This window comes from Pseudomonas sp. BIGb0381 (genome assembly GCF_024809815.1).
Lineage (GTDB): Bacteria > Pseudomonadota > Gammaproteobacteria > Pseudomonadales > Pseudomonadaceae > Aquipseudomonas.
On record NZ_JANUEN010000021.1, the window covers coordinates 20,660 to 35,213 of the forward strand.

Here is a 14,554-nt window from a genome sequence, read left to right on the forward strand (position 1 = left end):
GTTATTACTTACGTTTCATCGACAGGAAGAACTCGTCGTTGGTCTTGGTGGTTTTCAACTTGTCGATCAGGAACTCGATGGCCGCCACTTCATCCATCGGGTGCAGCAGCTTGCGCAGGATCCACATGCGCTGCAGTTCGTCGTCGGCGGTCAGCAACTCTTCGCGGCGGGTGCCGGAGCGGTTGATGTTGATCGCAGGGAACACGCGTTTTTCCGCGATGCGACGGTCCAGGGGCAGTTCCATGTTGCCGGTACCCTTGAACTCTTCGTAGATCACTTCGTCCATCTTCGAACCGGTTTCAACCAGTGCGGTGGCGATAATGGTCAGCGAGCCGCCTTCTTCGATATTCCGCGCAGCGCCGAAGAAACGCTTCGGTTTCTCCAGGGCGTGGGCATCGACACCACCGGTCAATACCTTGCCGGAGCTCGGGATCACGGTGTTGTAGGCACGGGCCAGACGGGTGATGGAGTCGAGCAGGATCACCACGTCCTTCTTGTGTTCGACCAGGCGCTTGGCCTTCTCGATCACCATTTCGGCAACCTGCACGTGGCGGGTTGGCGGCTCATCGAACGTCGAGGCAACCACTTCGCCACGCACGGTGCGCTGCATTTCGGTTACTTCTTCCGGACGCTCATCGATCAGCAAGACGATCAGGTGAACTTCAGGATTGTTACGTGCGATGTTCGCTGCAATGTTCTGCAGCATGATGGTCTTACCGGCTTTCGGCGGAGCGACGATCAGGCCACGCTGGCCTTTGCCGATCGGGGCGCACAGGTCGATCACGCGACCGGTCAAGTCTTCGGTGGAACCGTTACCGGCTTCCATCTTCATGCGCACGGTCGGGAACAGCGGTGTCAGGTTCTCGAAGAGAATCTTGTTTTTCGCGTTCTCGGGACGATCAAAGTTGATCGTGTCGACCTTGAGCAGGGCGAAGTAACGCTCGCCTTCCTTCGGTGGGCGGATCTTGCCAACGATGGTGTCACCGGTGCGCAAGTTGAAGCGACGGATCTGGCTCGGCGAGACATAGATATCGTCTGGGCCGGCGAGATAGGAGGCGTCTGCAGAGCGGAGGAAGCCGAAGCCGTCCTGGAGAATCTCCAGCACGCCATCACCGGAGATTTCCTCGCCGCTTTTCGCGTGCTTTTTCAGCAGGGAGAAAATCACGTCCTGCTTGCGCGAACGGGCCATATTTTCTATGCCCATTTCTTCGGCCAGTTGGAGCAGGTCGGTAATCGGCTTTTGCTTGAGTTCAGTCAGATTCATATAGGAATGACGTAATCATTTATGGAGGGGGGGAAATTAAGCTTTTGGCTTAATGAGGCCGCGCCGCAGAGAAGGCGACAGGATCGCGTACTAATCGAAAAGGAATGCGTCGGCGACGGCTTGCAGGGGGCAGTGGAGAAACCAGTGCGGGGCCGAATGTACCACCTGAGTTTCGGAGCGTCTAGCCCTGTTTCACGAAAAAGCCCCGCTATTTGCGGGGCTTTTTTGATGACACTCAGATGTTGGCGTCGAGGAAAGCTTGCAGCTGCGACTTCGACAGCGCGCCCACCTTAGTGGCTTCGACGTTGCCGTTCTTGAACAGCATTAGCGTAGGAATACCGCGCACGCCATGCTTGGCCGGGGTTTCCTGATTGTCGTCGATGTTCAGCTTGGCAATGGTCAGCTTGCCTTCATAGGTGGTTGCAATGTCGTCCAGGACCGGAGCGATCATTTTGCAAGGGCCACACCATTCAGCCCAGTAGTCAACCAGCACCGGGCCAGCAGCCTTGAGTACTTCGGCCTCAAAGGTCGCGTCGGTGACGTGCTTGATAAGATCGTTGCTCATGGATGTCTCCGGATTGTAAGCAAAAAAAACGTTGCCCATCATAGCCGCCCTTCCCCCGTTCAGGAAGCCGCCTCTGATTGAGTCTTCCTATGATGGCGCATGAGTTTGGGTATAGCCCAACTCAGGGCGCAACGGGAGTCACGAAGGCAATACCCGTGCGCAACGCCGCATTGCGTACATGCTCCTGCATGGTTTTCTGCGCCGATGCGCTGGCCCGCCGGGCCAGGGCGCGCAGGATTTTGCGATGCTCCTGCCAGGTTTCCATGGCCCGCTCCGGTCGGATGAACGGTAGTTTCTGACTTTCCAGAAACACCTCGGCACTGGCACTCAGGATGCTCACCATCGCCCGGTTACCACTGGCCAACAGGATGCGCTGGTGGAACTCGAAGTCCAGCCGCGCAGCCGCTTCGAAGTCACCGGCCTTGAGCTCCTTGCGCATCGCTTCGACGTTGTCTTCCAGGCTGTCCAGCGCATCGATCGTCAGCGTCACAGCCGCCAAACCCGCCGCAAACCCTTCCAGTGCGTAACGCAACTGAAAGATTTCGAGCGGCGTGGCCTGGGCGGCAAAAGGCCAGGCAAAGCCCGGTGCGTCCTCCACCGCCTGCACGAACACACCTTTGCCCGGCTGCACACTGACCACCCCCAAAGCGCTCAAGGACGACAGCGCTTCGCGCAGCGACGCCCGGCTGACGCCCAACTGCACCGCCAGGTCGCGCTGGGACGGCAGTGCATCACCCGGCCCGAAGCCTTGCTCCTTGATCAGTTTGCGGATGGCCTGCAGGGCCGCCTCCGGTACGGCTTGGGCGATGGAATTCATAAAAAACTCAAGATTTGCGTCAACAGAGCGGCTAGTTGTAAAGCTATTCGGGGGCCGCGGCAAGCCACGCCCCAAAGGGGCTCGCGGAGTTTTACCGACGCTCGAAAAGGGTGCGAAAACGCGCAGCACTGTTCAGACCAGTAAGACCACTGAACCTCAACAAACTCGAGCCTCACAGACAATCCGAGCAGTACTGGCATGGGCTATGCACTGAGCAAATCCAGAAAATTCCTTCGCCCTTCTCGGAGAGTTGCCATGACCAAGCGCTTCAGCGCCCTGCTCACTGCCCTGTTTGCCAGCCTGATGCTGAGCCAGGCACCCGCCCAGGCCAACGGTCTGGACGATATCGTCGCCCGTGGCACCCTCAAGGTCGCCGTGCCCCAGGACTTCCCGCCGTTCGGCTCGGTCGGCCCCGACATGAAGCCCCGTGGTCTGGACATCGACACCGCCAAGCTGCTGGCCGACCAACTTAAGGTCAAGCTGGAGCTGACCCCGGTCAACAGCACCAACCGCATCCCGTTCCTCACCACCGGCAAGGTCGACCTGGTGATCTCCAGCCTGGGCAAGAACCCCGAGCGTGAAAAGGTCATCGACTTCTCCAAGGCCTACGCACCGTTCTATCTGGCCGTGTTCGGCCCGCCTGATGCCGCCATCAGCAGCACCGACGACCTCAAGGGCAAGACCATCAGCGTGACCCGTGGCGCCATCGAAGACATCGAGCTGACCGCTGTAGCGCCGAAGGAAGCCACTATCAAGCGCTTCGAAGACAACAACTCCACCATCGCCGCCTACCTGGCCGGCCAGGTCGACCTGATCGCCAGCGGCAACGTGGTGATGGTGGCAATCAGCGAACGCAACCCGAAACGCGTGCCAGCGTTGAAAGTGAAGCTCAAGGACTCGCCGGTGTACGTGGGCGTGAACAAGAACGAGCCGGCGCTTCTGGAGAAGGTCAACCAGATCCTGGTCGCGGCCAAGGCTGACGGCAGCCTGGAAAAGAACGCGATGCAGTGGCTTAAAGAACCATTGCCTGCTGATCTCTGAAGCGGAGCTGATTGATGGCCTATCAATTCGACTTTGTGCCGGTGCTGGCCAATACCGACCTGCTGTTGCGCGGCGCGCTGTTCACCCTTGAGCTGACTGCCATCGGCGCAATCCTGGGCGTCGCCCTGGGCACTGTCGGCGCCGTGGTGCGGGCGTGGAAGATCCAGCCATTTGCCTGGTTCTTCGGTGTGTATGTCGAGTTGATCCGCAACACACCGTTCCTGGTGCAGTTGTTCTTCATCTTCTTCGGCCTGCCCTCCCTGGGATTGAAAATTACCGAGTGGCAAGCAGCCGTATTGGCGATGGTGATCAACCTGGGAGCCTACTCCACGGAGATCATCCGCGCCGGTATCCAGGCCATCCCACGTGGGCAACTGGAAGCCGCCGCTGCGCTGGCGATGACGCGCTTCGAAGCGTTTCGCCATGTGGTGCTGCTGCCGGCGCTGGGCAAGGTGTGGCCGGCCCTGAGCAGCCAGATCATCATCGTGATGCTCGGTTCGGCGGTGTGTTCGCAGATCGCCACCGAGGAGCTGAGCTTTGCCGCCAACTTTATCCAGTCGCGCAATTTCCGCGCGTTCGAAACCTATGCCCTGACCACCCTGGTGTACCTGTGCATGGCGTTGATGATTCGCCAGTTGCTCAACTGGATCGGCCGCCGCTTTGTGATGAGGAACAGCCGATGAGTGATTTTTCCTTCTGGGACATCGTGCGCAACCTGCTTACGGGCCTGCAGTGGACGCTGTTGCTGTCGCTCGTGGCGTTTATCGGCGGCGGCCTGATCGGCTTGCTGGTGATGACCCTGCGCATCAGCCGCAAGGCATTCGCGCGCAATGTTGCGCGCACCTATATCGAACTGTTCCAGGGCACACCGTTGTTGATGCAGCTGTTCCTGGTTTTTTTCGGCATTGCCCTGCTCGGCGTGGATATTTCGCCCTGGCTGGCGGCCGCGATCGCCTTGACGCTGTTTACCAGCGCCTACCTCGCCGAAATCTGGCGCGGCTGCGTCGACTCCATCGCCCACGGCCAGTGGGAAGCATCGGCCAGCCTGGCGTTGAATCCGCTTGAACAACTGCGCTACGTGATCCTGCCCCAAGCCCTGCGCATTGCAGTGGCGCCCACCGTTGGGTTCTCGGTGCAAGTGGTCAAAGGCACCGCTGTCACTTCAATCATCGGTTTTACCGAACTGACCAAGACCGGCGGCATGCTCGCCAACGCCACCTTCGAGCCCTTTATGGTCTACGGCCTGGTGGCCCTCGGTTACTTCCTGCTCTGCTACCCCTTGTCCCTCAGTGCGCGCTACCTGGAAAGGAGACTGCATGCCTCTGCTTAGAATTTCCGCTCTGCATAAGTATTACGGCGATCACCACGTCCTCAAGGGCATCGACCTGACCGTTGAAGAAGGCCAGGTGGTGGCAATCATCGGCCGCAGCGGCTCGGGCAAGTCCACCTTGCTGCGCACCCTCAATGGCCTGGAGTCGATCAATGACGGCGTGATCGAAGTCGATGGTGAATACCTCGATGCGGCCCGGGCCGACCTGCGCAGCCTGCGGCAGAAAGTCGGCATGGTGTTCCAACAGTTCAACCTGTTCCCGCACCTGACGGTGGGTGAAAACGTCATGCTTGCACCACAGGTCGTGCAGAAAGTGCCCAAGGCCAAGGCGGCCCAACTGGCCAGGCAGATGCTGGAACGCGTGGGGCTGGGCGAGAAATTCGACGCTTTCCCCGATCGCCTGTCCGGCGGCCAGCAACAGCGGGTTGCCATCGCCCGCGCCCTGGCCATGTCGCCCAAGGTGCTGCTGTGCGATGAAATCACCTCGGCCCTGGACCCGGAGCTGGTCAATGAAGTGCTCAGCGTGGTGCGCCAACTGGCCAAGGACGGCATGACCCTGATCATGGTCACCCACGAAATGCGATTCGCCCGGGAAGTCGGCGACAAGCTGGTGTTCATGCACCAAGGCAAGGTGCACGAAGTCGGCGATCCCAAGGTACTGTTCGCCAACCCGCAAACCCCCGAGTTCGCCAACTTCATCGGCTCAGTGGAACAGCCGGACTGACCAGTTCGAAACTGCCGCGCCCCTCCAGCACCACTTGATTGCTGACTTGCAGGGCGTTGGCGGGCAGGTCGGTGTCGACTTCAACCTGGGCAGTCAATCGCTTTCCCACCACCCGAGCGACCAGGACCTGGCCCGGCAATAACTGCCCGTCGAACGCCTTACCCGGAAGGTGGGCCTGCGCCCATTCGACGGCACGCCCATCCACCTGGGCGTGCTTGAGAGTCAGGCTGAATCGCCCATGACGCCCAAACCGATAACCTTGCCCGTCGGCCACGCCGGTAAATCGCAACGCGATAGCTGCCGGCTCTGCGCACAGTACGTTCAGGTGCACCCTGCGCGTACCCAGCGCGATTGAACGGCTCTCGACAAGCACCTCCCTGCGAATGACGCCATAGTCGATATACGGCTGGCTGACGGACAGCTGGCAGTTTTCGGCGTGAACTCCACCGGCCATCGACAGCGTGCAGAGCACTGCGAAAAAACCCGCGATTTTCAGCTTAACGACCATGGCACACCGCCGATGTTGTCTCATAGAACTTGTCATGGTCGGCCTTGGTCTCGGGAGCAAGGTTGAGCAGGCAAGAGGAGGAGTCCGACAAAGCAACGCGCAGGTGTTGCGAGTCATTGAAGTCGTTCAGAAAGATCATGCCGTCACCCACCACACTGGTCAGGAAGCGATTGTTTTTGTCGAACACCGAAGCACCCTGAGGCAGTGTTCGCCCTTGTTGATCAGTGGCCGTGACTAACACACGACGCACTGTCACCACATCGAATGCGACGGTATTGACGGCCCCTCGCCCAGGGGCAAGCACCCGGGTGCCGTTCTTCAGGTCAACGCGCTTGGGCAAGGACTGGGTCTGCACTTCGATGCGGCTGTTCGTGTAGGCGGGCAAGCCTGGGATCACGGCTTGCCCGCTGAAGTCGGTCCACACCGGACCGTAGGGCGTGTCGAGTTTGGCAGAGCCGATATCCCCTACCGATGCGATGCCAAAGGTGTCCTGGATGGCATACGGCGAGAAGGTCACGCCGCCCGCGTGAGCCACCACGCCACCTTGCAACTGCCCCGTGTAACTGGTGCCCGATGGGGCGCGACTGGCCCCCAGGCCAACGCGGGTGTAGCGTGGCATCAGGTCCACCTGGCCGCGTATCGATTGCTCCCGGGCGCTGAGGTCGCGTTCGACACCGACCTCGTAATTCACATACTCATTGACCCGCTCACTGAGCGCCGTACCGGCTCGGGACTGATTGCCACGCTTGCTGACATAGCTGTTCACCCGCCGGTCGCTGCCCAGGGGTACGCTGACCTGCAGCCGCACGGACAGATCACTGTCCTCGACTGTAACGCGCCGACGGCCCTCACTCAGGGCATCGCGGCGTGCCGAAGTACCGCCTACCTGAGAGTCAGCGACCAATGCGACGTCCGCATAGCGGAACGACTTGTTCCATGCCGCAAACACATGGTCGGCTGACTGCCCATCAAACTGGGAACTGCGGGTATACCCCACGGAAAATGCACCCAGCGTGTTGTCGACCCAGCTCACACCCGCCGTGTACTGACGCTTGAAGCGTGCATCCAGCTCGTCGGTCCTCGTCGATCGGCCCGCTTCAAGGACCTCGCGATAGCCATGGCTTTGCGTAGTGACACTGAGATTAAGATCGATGTTGGCGCTCACCGGGCTGCTCGCGGACACGCTGCTGCGTGATCCGAACACCGTATTACGGCTGTCCCGGGAAAAGTTGTGACGTGCGCCAACAGAAACCCGCTGGAAAAACACGCTGCTCAGGATGCCTCCTGCCGCCCCATACTCATCGGAGCCCAACAAGCCGAAGCCCGCAGAGGAGTCTCGCCCCAAGCCCCAGGTGCCGCTGCCCATGGCAACGACGGGAGTCGGGCCTTCCTCATGCGCATTTCTACGCACCTTGCCCAAGGAGAGATAGTAGCCAGGCTCCGCCGGGGCGCTCCCGGCAAATGAGGCCGCAGGTACCACGAAGCTGCGCTTGGCACCTCGCACATCGATGACGCTGACCTCCAGGTCGCTGGTGCCGTTGAGCAATGGCAAGCCCGTCAGCCGGAACGGTCCCTCGGGCACCAGTGTGCTGTGGATCAACACTCCCGATTGACGTACTTCAATCCGCGACTGGCTCTGCGCCAGCCCCTCCACCACAGCATTGTTACTGCCCGCCGGCGTGCGCGACTGACCATCAGGGGAAAACTGCACACCGGACAGCTGAACACCGCCAAACAGCGGGTTGTTGCTGGAGAGCTGACCTACCTGAAAGGTCGATTGCAACGCGGCAATATCCCGCTGCGCATAAGCATAAAGATGCTCGTTGCGTGTCACTCCATTGTCGGACACATAAAATTGGCGGCTGCGGACAATCCAATCGCCCAGGTTGAAACCCGCCTCGGTATAGGCCGAAACAAAACGATTGCTTCCATTGTTCGAATAACTGTCGAATCCCTGCACGTCATAGTTGAACAACGCCGCCGCCCCGCCCCGGGCAAACTGGCCAGCCTCCCACTGCGGTTCACGCAGTGATCCGGTCGGCACTACCAGCGCCACTTCGTCATTTCCTGGGCGCAGCCGCACCATCGTGGCCGGGAAAGCACCCAGGAAGTCGTGGCAGGCCAGGTCTGCAGTAGCGCCCTTGCGGATAATGCCTTCGGGCTTCACCAATCCGGCTTTATCGAGCAGCCCCGGGGTGAAACACAGCTGCCCTTGCGAGTCGAACCGGGCATCGACCAACCCGAGCGGGTTGCCATTGACCCGCAACCCCACCACATGAACACCTTCGCGAAAGCGCGCCGCACTGCGAAAGTAGTCGGAGACCTTCGGATCAATGCCGTGGGTAGTCAGTGCAGCCAGGTCGAAACCCTCCCCCAACTCCACTGCGGGGGCCAGGCCAGGCAAGCCCCATAGTGTCGCAACCCCCATCAGCAGAGTGGGCCGACACGGCCGCAAAGAAGCCACTCGTTTGTTATTCGACAGGTTGGCCATGGGTCGATTAACCCCTGTCGGCATTGATCGGAGCCCGGAAGCTGTCCGCCGAAAAGCCGTAGAGCGTGGCCGGCTGGATCTCGACGTCTGTTACCCCTTCCAACGCGCCATCCACCTTCAGCGTCAGCGTTTCCCCCGGCAACACGTAAGTGCGCGGCAAGGTCGCCAAGGCTCCTTGTGGCAGCAGCCGCACCTGCGGAATCAGGCGCACTACATAGGCACTGTCGTTGTGAACCGTCAGCCCCGCCCCTGCGCGCGCCCACTTCAGCAGTTCCCAGGGCGTGTGATGAACCGGCAGATCTTTCGGGTGAAGGATCAACGGCAAATTCTGTCGCAGCGTGATGCCGATAGTCGCACCGCCTGCGGCGCGCGCCTGGGGGATGCCTTCGAAAGACACGCGCTTCAACCGCTGGGTCTTCAGTGGCTCCTTCAAGGTGCTGATGAAACGCACCAATTGAGTTTCCCCCGCCTCCACGCGGGTAATGGGTGGCGTCACAATCAACAGCGACTCCATATCCTCGGGCACATTTTCCACGACCGAGTGAAGCAGCGCTGGCACCGCGTCGGTATTCTTGATGTTCAGCGTGGCTTCGCCCTGGGCTTCATAAAGCACAACCACCGTAGTTTCCGGCAACATACCGTCGGCTAATGCAATACCGGTAAAACACAGACACGCGCCCGCACAAAACAACCGTGCATTATTTATTAATGAAAGACTAAACACTCAGTGCTCCCCACGAACTTGAAGTTGTTTGTTTATCCAGACGACCACATAAAAACAGCCGACAAGAAGCACGCGGCTTCTTTATCGGCTGCAGTTTGATCGCTTAGATGTAACTCAACTCAAGTGTCGCGCGCCCATCCAGAGTAATGTCACGACTCAGGTCCAGATCCTGCCCCCTGTTGATCACCGCCCGCACCGCGATAGTTCCGGTCAACTGAGCGATTGAGGCAGGGGTGATGGTTGTGCCACTGCGCCATGAATACTGAGTGGGCGATTGGGCGACCTTGCCGTCGCTGTTCTGCCAGGCACCGTTACCGACACGCATGATGGGCGACAGTACTGTACTCGACGACCTGAGGTCCCTGAGGGTGACCGCAAAGCCGCCGGTTCGCCGGCCGTTTGCAGTACCCAGGCCATAATTGTGCACCTCGGTATAGCCTGAGCCGAGCACATTGAGGATACCCGGGACCTTGCTGGCCGCCTGCAGGTCGACGAATTTCAGTCCGAACGTAGCAGGCGTGGTGCCGCAAGTGACGGTCAACGGGGCGGTTCTTTCCGCCAATGGGTTGAATGCCGTTGGCAGCAATTGGCCAGAGGGAATGTCGCCGTAGTTGATGATGCCACCACCGGTCATGCTGAGGTTGCAGGCGGCTGGCTTGATCGTCCCCCTGACGATCAGCTCGGCACTGGTGGATGCATGGACGTTGAAGGCGGCGGCCAGCCAAGCAATACCGAGAGTCAATCCAACAATTTTTTTCATAGTCGACCTGTCACTTAAAGTTATCAGGCGTACTTATTTTTGCCTCGAAGACACAAGCCATAAATAAATAGCGCCACGGCACGATTGCCGAATGACAGTCTGTCGCCTCAAGGCCCGAATAAAGAATAAGGCAATACCGTGTTTATTGTGGGAGCGATAAAAACAAACTGTCGGCCCAACCCACCAAGACAGTAGTCCTGAACATAAAAACCAATAGCGAACCGCCTCCAAAGTTGTAGGCGAAATCATATTTCTCCTTATAAAAATCTGAAGTTAAATGCCCCTACAGAACTACGCGAATGCGTCAACAGAAGCATGAAAAGACACCCTACACTTTCCACAAAAATCCCCTACAGACGAGCGCAGAGAAATTCACGGAGCACTACGCGTTGGCGTCAGCGGTCGATCGTGGCACGATGGTAAGGTTATCGACCGAGACCCCCTAACCATGCCGCAATCCCAAGCCAAGAATCTGTCCCTGATCGCCGCCATCGACCTGGGCTCCAACAGCTTTCACATGGTCGTGGCCAAGGCCCAGAACGGCGAAATCCGCATCCTTGAGCGGCTCGGAGAGAAAGTGCAGCTGGCTGCCGGAATCGACGACGAACGCCAGCTCAATGAAGAATCCATGCAGCGCGGGCTCGATTGCCTCAAGCGTTTTGCCCAGTTGATCAACGGCATGCCCCTGGGCGCCGTGCGAATCGTCGGCACCAACGCCCTGCGCGAAGCCCGCAACCGGGGCGAATTCATCCGTCGCGCCGAGGAGATCCTCGGCCACCCGGTGGAAGTCATTTCCGGCCGTGAAGAAGCACGCCTTATCTACCTCGGCGTGTCGCATACCCTCGCCGACACCCCCGGCAAGCGCCTGGTGGCGGACATCGGCGGTGGCAGTACCGAGTTCATCATCGGCCAGCGCTTCGAACCGCTGCTGCGTGAAAGCCTGCAGATGGGCTGTGTCAGCTATACCCAGCGCTACTTCAAGGACGGCAAAATCACCCCGGCACGCTACGCCCAGGCCTACACGGCGGCGCGGCTGGAGATCATGAGCATCGAACACGCCCTGCACCGCCTGACCTGGGATGAAGCCATTGGCTCGTCCGGCACCATCCGTGCTATCGGCCTGGCCCTCAAGGCCGGCGGCCATGGCACCGGCGAGGTCAACGCCGAAGGCCTCGCGTGGCTAAAGCGCAAGCTGTTCAAGCTGGGCGATGCAGAGAAAATCGACTTCGACGGCATCAAGCCCGACCGTCGCACCATCTTCCCGGCCGGCCTGGCGATTCTCGAGGCGATCTTCGATGCCCTCGAACTGCAACGCATGGACCACTGTGACGGCGCCCTGCGCGAAGGCGTGCTCTACGACCTGCTGGGCCGTCATCACCACGAGGACGTACGTGAGCGCACCCTCAGCTCGTTGATGGAGCGTTATCACGTCGATCTGGAGCAGGCAGCCCGCGTGGAGCGTAAGGCCCTGCATGCCTTCGATCAGGTCGCCGAGGACTGGGACCTGGAAGACGGCGTGTGGCGAGAACTGCTGGGCTGGGCCGCCAAGGTGCATGAAGTGGGCCTGGACATTGCCCACTACCATTACCACAAGCACGGCGCCTACCTGATCGAGCACTCCGACCTGGCGGGCTTCTCCCGCGAAGACCAACAGATGCTTGCGCTGCTGGTGCGCGGCCATCGTCGCAATATTCCCAAGGACAAGTTTGCCGAGTTCGGTGATGAAGGCATCAAGCTGATCCGCCTGTGCGTCCTGCTGCGCTTCGCGATCCTGTTCCACCACATTCGCGGCACCCAGGAAATGCCCCAGGTGAGCCTGCGCGCCAATGGCGACAGCCTGGATGTGGTGTTCCCGAAAGGCTGGCTGGATGAGAACCAACTGACCCAGGCTGACTTCGCCCAGGAAGCGGAGTGGCTGACACGGGTGGGGTTCAGCCTGAACCTGCGCTGAGCAGATCTAAAGAACACTGCAAAAACACATGTGGGAGGGGGCTTGCCCCCGATGGCGGTGGACCAGTCAATGAATCTGTTGACTGACACTCCTTCATCGGGAGCAAGCCCCCTCCCACATTTTCAGACCGCGTCGGTGTTTAGTTCACCGTGAGAATCGGGCTACCCAACTTCTCCAGCAACGTCGCCTGGGCACTGCGCGGGTTCTGGTTGCCGGTCGGCGTGTTACGCACGTAACGGCCATCCGACTGCAGGCTCCAGCTATGGGTGTTGTCGGTGAGGTAGCTTTCCAGCTCTTTCTTGACCCGCATGATCAGCTTCTTGCCCTCGACCGGGAAGCAGGTCTCCACACGCTTGTCGAGGTTGCGCTCCATCCAGTCGGCACTGGAGAGGAACATCTGCTCTTCGCCGCCGTTGAGGAAGTAGAACACCCGCGTGTGTTCCAGGAAGCGGCCGATGATCGAGCGCACATGGATGTTATGCGACACGCCGACAATGCCCGGACGCAGGCAGCACATGCCACGCACCACCAGGTCGATACGCACGCCGGACTGGCTGGCCTTGTACAGCGCGCGGATGATCTTCGGATCGGTCAGCGAGTTGAACTTGGCGATGATGTGCGCCGGTTTGCCCTCGAGGGCGAACTGGGTCTCGCGGGCAATCATGTCGAGCATGCCCTTCTTCAGGGTGAACGGCGCGTGCAGCAGCTTCTTCATGCGCAATGTCTTGCCCATGCCGATCAATTGGCTGAACAACTTGCCAACGTCCTCACACAAGGCGTCGTCGGAAGTCAGCAGGCTGTAGTCGGTATAGAGCTTGGCGTTGCCGGCGTGGTAGTTGCCGGTACCCAGGTGGGCGTAACGCACGATCTCACCGGCTTCGCGGCGCAGGATCAGCATCATCTTGGCGTGGGTCTTGAAGCCCACCACGCCGTAGATCACGACCGCACCGGCCGCTTGCAGGCGGCTGGCCAGTTGCAGGTTGGACTCTTCATCAAAGCGTGCCCGCAACTCGATCACCGCGGTGACTTCCTTGCCGTTGCGCGCGGCGTCTACCAACGCGTCGACGATTTCCGAGTTGGCGCCGCTGCGGTACAGCGTCTGGCGTACAGCCAACACGTGTGGGTCCTTGGCGGCCTGGCGCAGCAGGTCGACCACCGGGGTGAAGGACTCGAACGGGTGCAGCAGCAGGATGTCCTGCTTGCTCACCACGCTGAAGATGTTCTCGCTGTTTTGCAGCAGTTTCGGGATCTGCGGGGTGAACGGGGTGTATTGCAGTTCCGGATGACTGTCCAGGCCAGTAATGCTGAACAGCCGCGTGAGGTTCACCGGACCGTTGACCTGGTACAGCTCGGACTCGGCGAGGTTGAACTGCTTGAGCAGGTAGTCCGACAGATGTTTGGGGCAGGTATCCGCCACTTCCAGGCGCACCGCGTCGCCGTAGCGCCGCGAGAACAGCTCGCCGCGCAGGGCACGGGCCAAGTCTTCGACGTCTTCGGAATCCAGCGCCAGGTCGGCGTTACGGGTCAGGCGGAACTGGTAGCAGCCCTTGACCTTCATGCCTTGGAACAGGTCATCGGCGTGGGCATGGATCATCGACGACAGGAATACATAGTTATCGCCAGCGCCCCCCACCTCTTCCGGTACCTTAATGATCCGTGGCAGCAAGCGCGGCGCCGGGATGATCGCCAGGCCCGAATCGCGACCGAAGGCATCGATCCCTTCCAGCTCGACGATAAAGTTGAGGCTCTTGTTCACCAGCAACGGGAACGGGTGCGTCGGGTCGAGGCCGATTGGGGTGATGATCGGTGAAATCTCGTCACGGAAGTAACGGCGCACCCAGGTTTTGATCTTGGTGGTCCAGTGACGACGACGAATGAAGCGGACCTGATGTTTTTCCAGTTCCGGCAGCAGGATGTCGTTGAGAATCGCGTATTGGCGGTCCACATGGCCATGCACCAGCTCGCTGATGCGCGCCAGGGCCTGGTGCGGCTGCAGGCCGTCCGCGCCGGCTTGTTCACGGGCAAAGGTGATCTGTTTCTTGAGGCCGGCGACACGGATTTCGAAGAACTCGTCCAGGTTGCTGGAGAAGATCAGCAGGAACTTCAGGCGTTCCAGCAACGGGTAGGACTCATCCAGCGCCTGCTCGAGCACGCGGATGTTGAATTGCAGTTGTGACAGCTCGCGGTGGATGTACAGGCTGCTGTCATCCAGGTTGGTCACTACGGCGGCCACCGGGACTGGGGCTGGGGCTGGCGCTTCGGCTACCACCACAGGCGCGACCGGCTCGTGCTCCGGCGGGGTCTCGGTGACTTGTTCCACCACCGGGTGAGCGTCTTTTACGGCAACTTCGGAGAGTCCTTCGGTATTCATCGAATGTT

13 protein-coding genes are annotated in these 14,554 nt (G+C 59.9%); 5 read left to right on the top strand and 8 right to left on the bottom strand.

Annotated elements, in window-relative coordinates; all coding sequences use genetic code 11:
- Positions 1 to 4 precede the first annotated feature (4 nt).
- From rho to M2397_RS29865, 3 genes are all read right to left on the bottom strand, one after another.
- A complete protein-coding gene (rho, locus tag M2397_RS29855; protein ID WP_003176825.1) occupies positions 5 to 1,264 on the bottom strand; it encodes a transcription termination factor Rho in 1,260 nt (419 codons plus the stop codon).
- Positions 1,265 to 1,499: 235 nt separating this feature from the next.
- Entirely contained in the window at positions 1,500 to 1,829 is a 330-nt protein-coding gene (gene trxA, locus M2397_RS29860; protein WP_015886460.1) for a thioredoxin TrxA, read from the bottom strand.
- Positions 1,830 to 1,950: 121 nt separating this feature from the next.
- Positions 1,951 to 2,646, bottom strand: coding sequence for a FadR/GntR family transcriptional regulator (locus tag M2397_RS29865; protein WP_259245008.1), 696 nt, complete (start codon positions 2,644 to 2,646; stop codon positions 1,951 to 1,953).
- 255 nt (positions 2,647 to 2,901) lie between these two features.
- On the opposite strand from M2397_RS29865, the gene M2397_RS29870 reads away from it, so the two are divergent.
- From M2397_RS29870 to M2397_RS29885, 4 genes are read left to right on the top strand one after another with little or no spacing between them, the layout of a single operon-like run.
- The gene (locus M2397_RS29870; RefSeq protein ID WP_131697588.1) at positions 2,902 to 3,687 is read left to right on the top strand and encodes a transporter substrate-binding domain-containing protein; all 786 of its coding nucleotides are present in this window, start codon (positions 2,902 to 2,904) and stop codon (positions 3,685 to 3,687) included.
- A gap of 14 nt (positions 3,688 to 3,701) precedes the next feature.
- Positions 3,702 to 4,370, top strand: coding sequence for an amino acid ABC transporter permease (locus M2397_RS29875; protein ID WP_017736949.1), 669 nt, complete (start codon positions 3,702 to 3,704; stop codon positions 4,368 to 4,370).
- The gene (locus M2397_RS29880; protein WP_115485519.1) at positions 4,367 to 5,017 is read left to right on the top strand and encodes an amino acid ABC transporter permease; all 651 of its coding nucleotides are present in this window, start codon (positions 4,367 to 4,369) and stop codon (positions 5,015 to 5,017) included. Before M2397_RS29875 ends, M2397_RS29880 begins: the two co-directional genes overlap by 4 nt.
- Positions 5,004 to 5,741: an amino acid ABC transporter ATP-binding protein gene (locus tag M2397_RS29885; RefSeq protein ID WP_065938032.1), complete on the top strand. Its 738-nt coding sequence runs from the start codon at positions 5,004 to 5,006 to the stop codon at positions 5,739 to 5,741. Before M2397_RS29880 ends, M2397_RS29885 begins: the two co-directional genes overlap by 14 nt.
- Here the strand turns inward: M2397_RS29885 and M2397_RS29890 are convergent.
- From M2397_RS29890 to M2397_RS29905, 4 genes are all read right to left on the bottom strand, one after another.
- The gene (locus M2397_RS29890; protein ID WP_259245009.1) at positions 5,713 to 6,249 is read right to left on the bottom strand and encodes a hypothetical protein; all 537 of its coding nucleotides are present in this window, start codon (positions 6,247 to 6,249) and stop codon (positions 5,713 to 5,715) included. The genes M2397_RS29885 and M2397_RS29890 overlap by 29 nt on opposite strands.
- Positions 6,239 to 8,677, bottom strand: a complete 2,439-nt coding sequence (locus M2397_RS29895; protein WP_259245010.1) for a fimbria/pilus outer membrane usher protein — start codon at positions 8,675 to 8,677, stop codon at positions 6,239 to 6,241. Before M2397_RS29895 ends, M2397_RS29890 begins: the two co-directional genes overlap by 11 nt.
- A 70-nt stretch (positions 8,678 to 8,747) precedes the next feature.
- The gene (locus M2397_RS29900) at positions 8,748 to 9,464 is read right to left on the bottom strand and encodes a fimbria/pilus chaperone family protein (protein ID WP_167656801.1); all 717 of its coding nucleotides are present in this window, start codon (positions 9,462 to 9,464) and stop codon (positions 8,748 to 8,750) included.
- Between the two features lie 103 nt (positions 9,465 to 9,567).
- The gene (locus tag M2397_RS29905) at positions 9,568 to 10,224 is read right to left on the bottom strand and encodes a DUF1120 domain-containing protein (RefSeq protein ID WP_131697592.1); all 657 of its coding nucleotides are present in this window, start codon (positions 10,222 to 10,224) and stop codon (positions 9,568 to 9,570) included.
- A gap of 448 nt (positions 10,225 to 10,672) precedes the next feature.
- Between M2397_RS29905 and ppx the strand changes: the two genes are divergently transcribed.
- Positions 10,673 to 12,175: an exopolyphosphatase gene (ppx, locus tag M2397_RS29910; RefSeq protein ID WP_167656799.1), complete on the top strand. Its 1,503-nt coding sequence runs from the start codon at positions 10,673 to 10,675 to the stop codon at positions 12,173 to 12,175.
- 139 nt (positions 12,176 to 12,314) lie between these two features.
- Here the strand turns inward: ppx and ppk1 are convergent, their stop codons facing one another.
- Complete coding sequence (gene ppk1 / locus M2397_RS29915) at positions 12,315 to 14,546, bottom strand: polyphosphate kinase 1 (RefSeq protein WP_145337442.1); 2,232 nt, start codon at positions 14,544 to 14,546, stop codon at positions 12,315 to 12,317.
- Positions 14,547 to 14,554 lie beyond the last annotated feature (8 nt).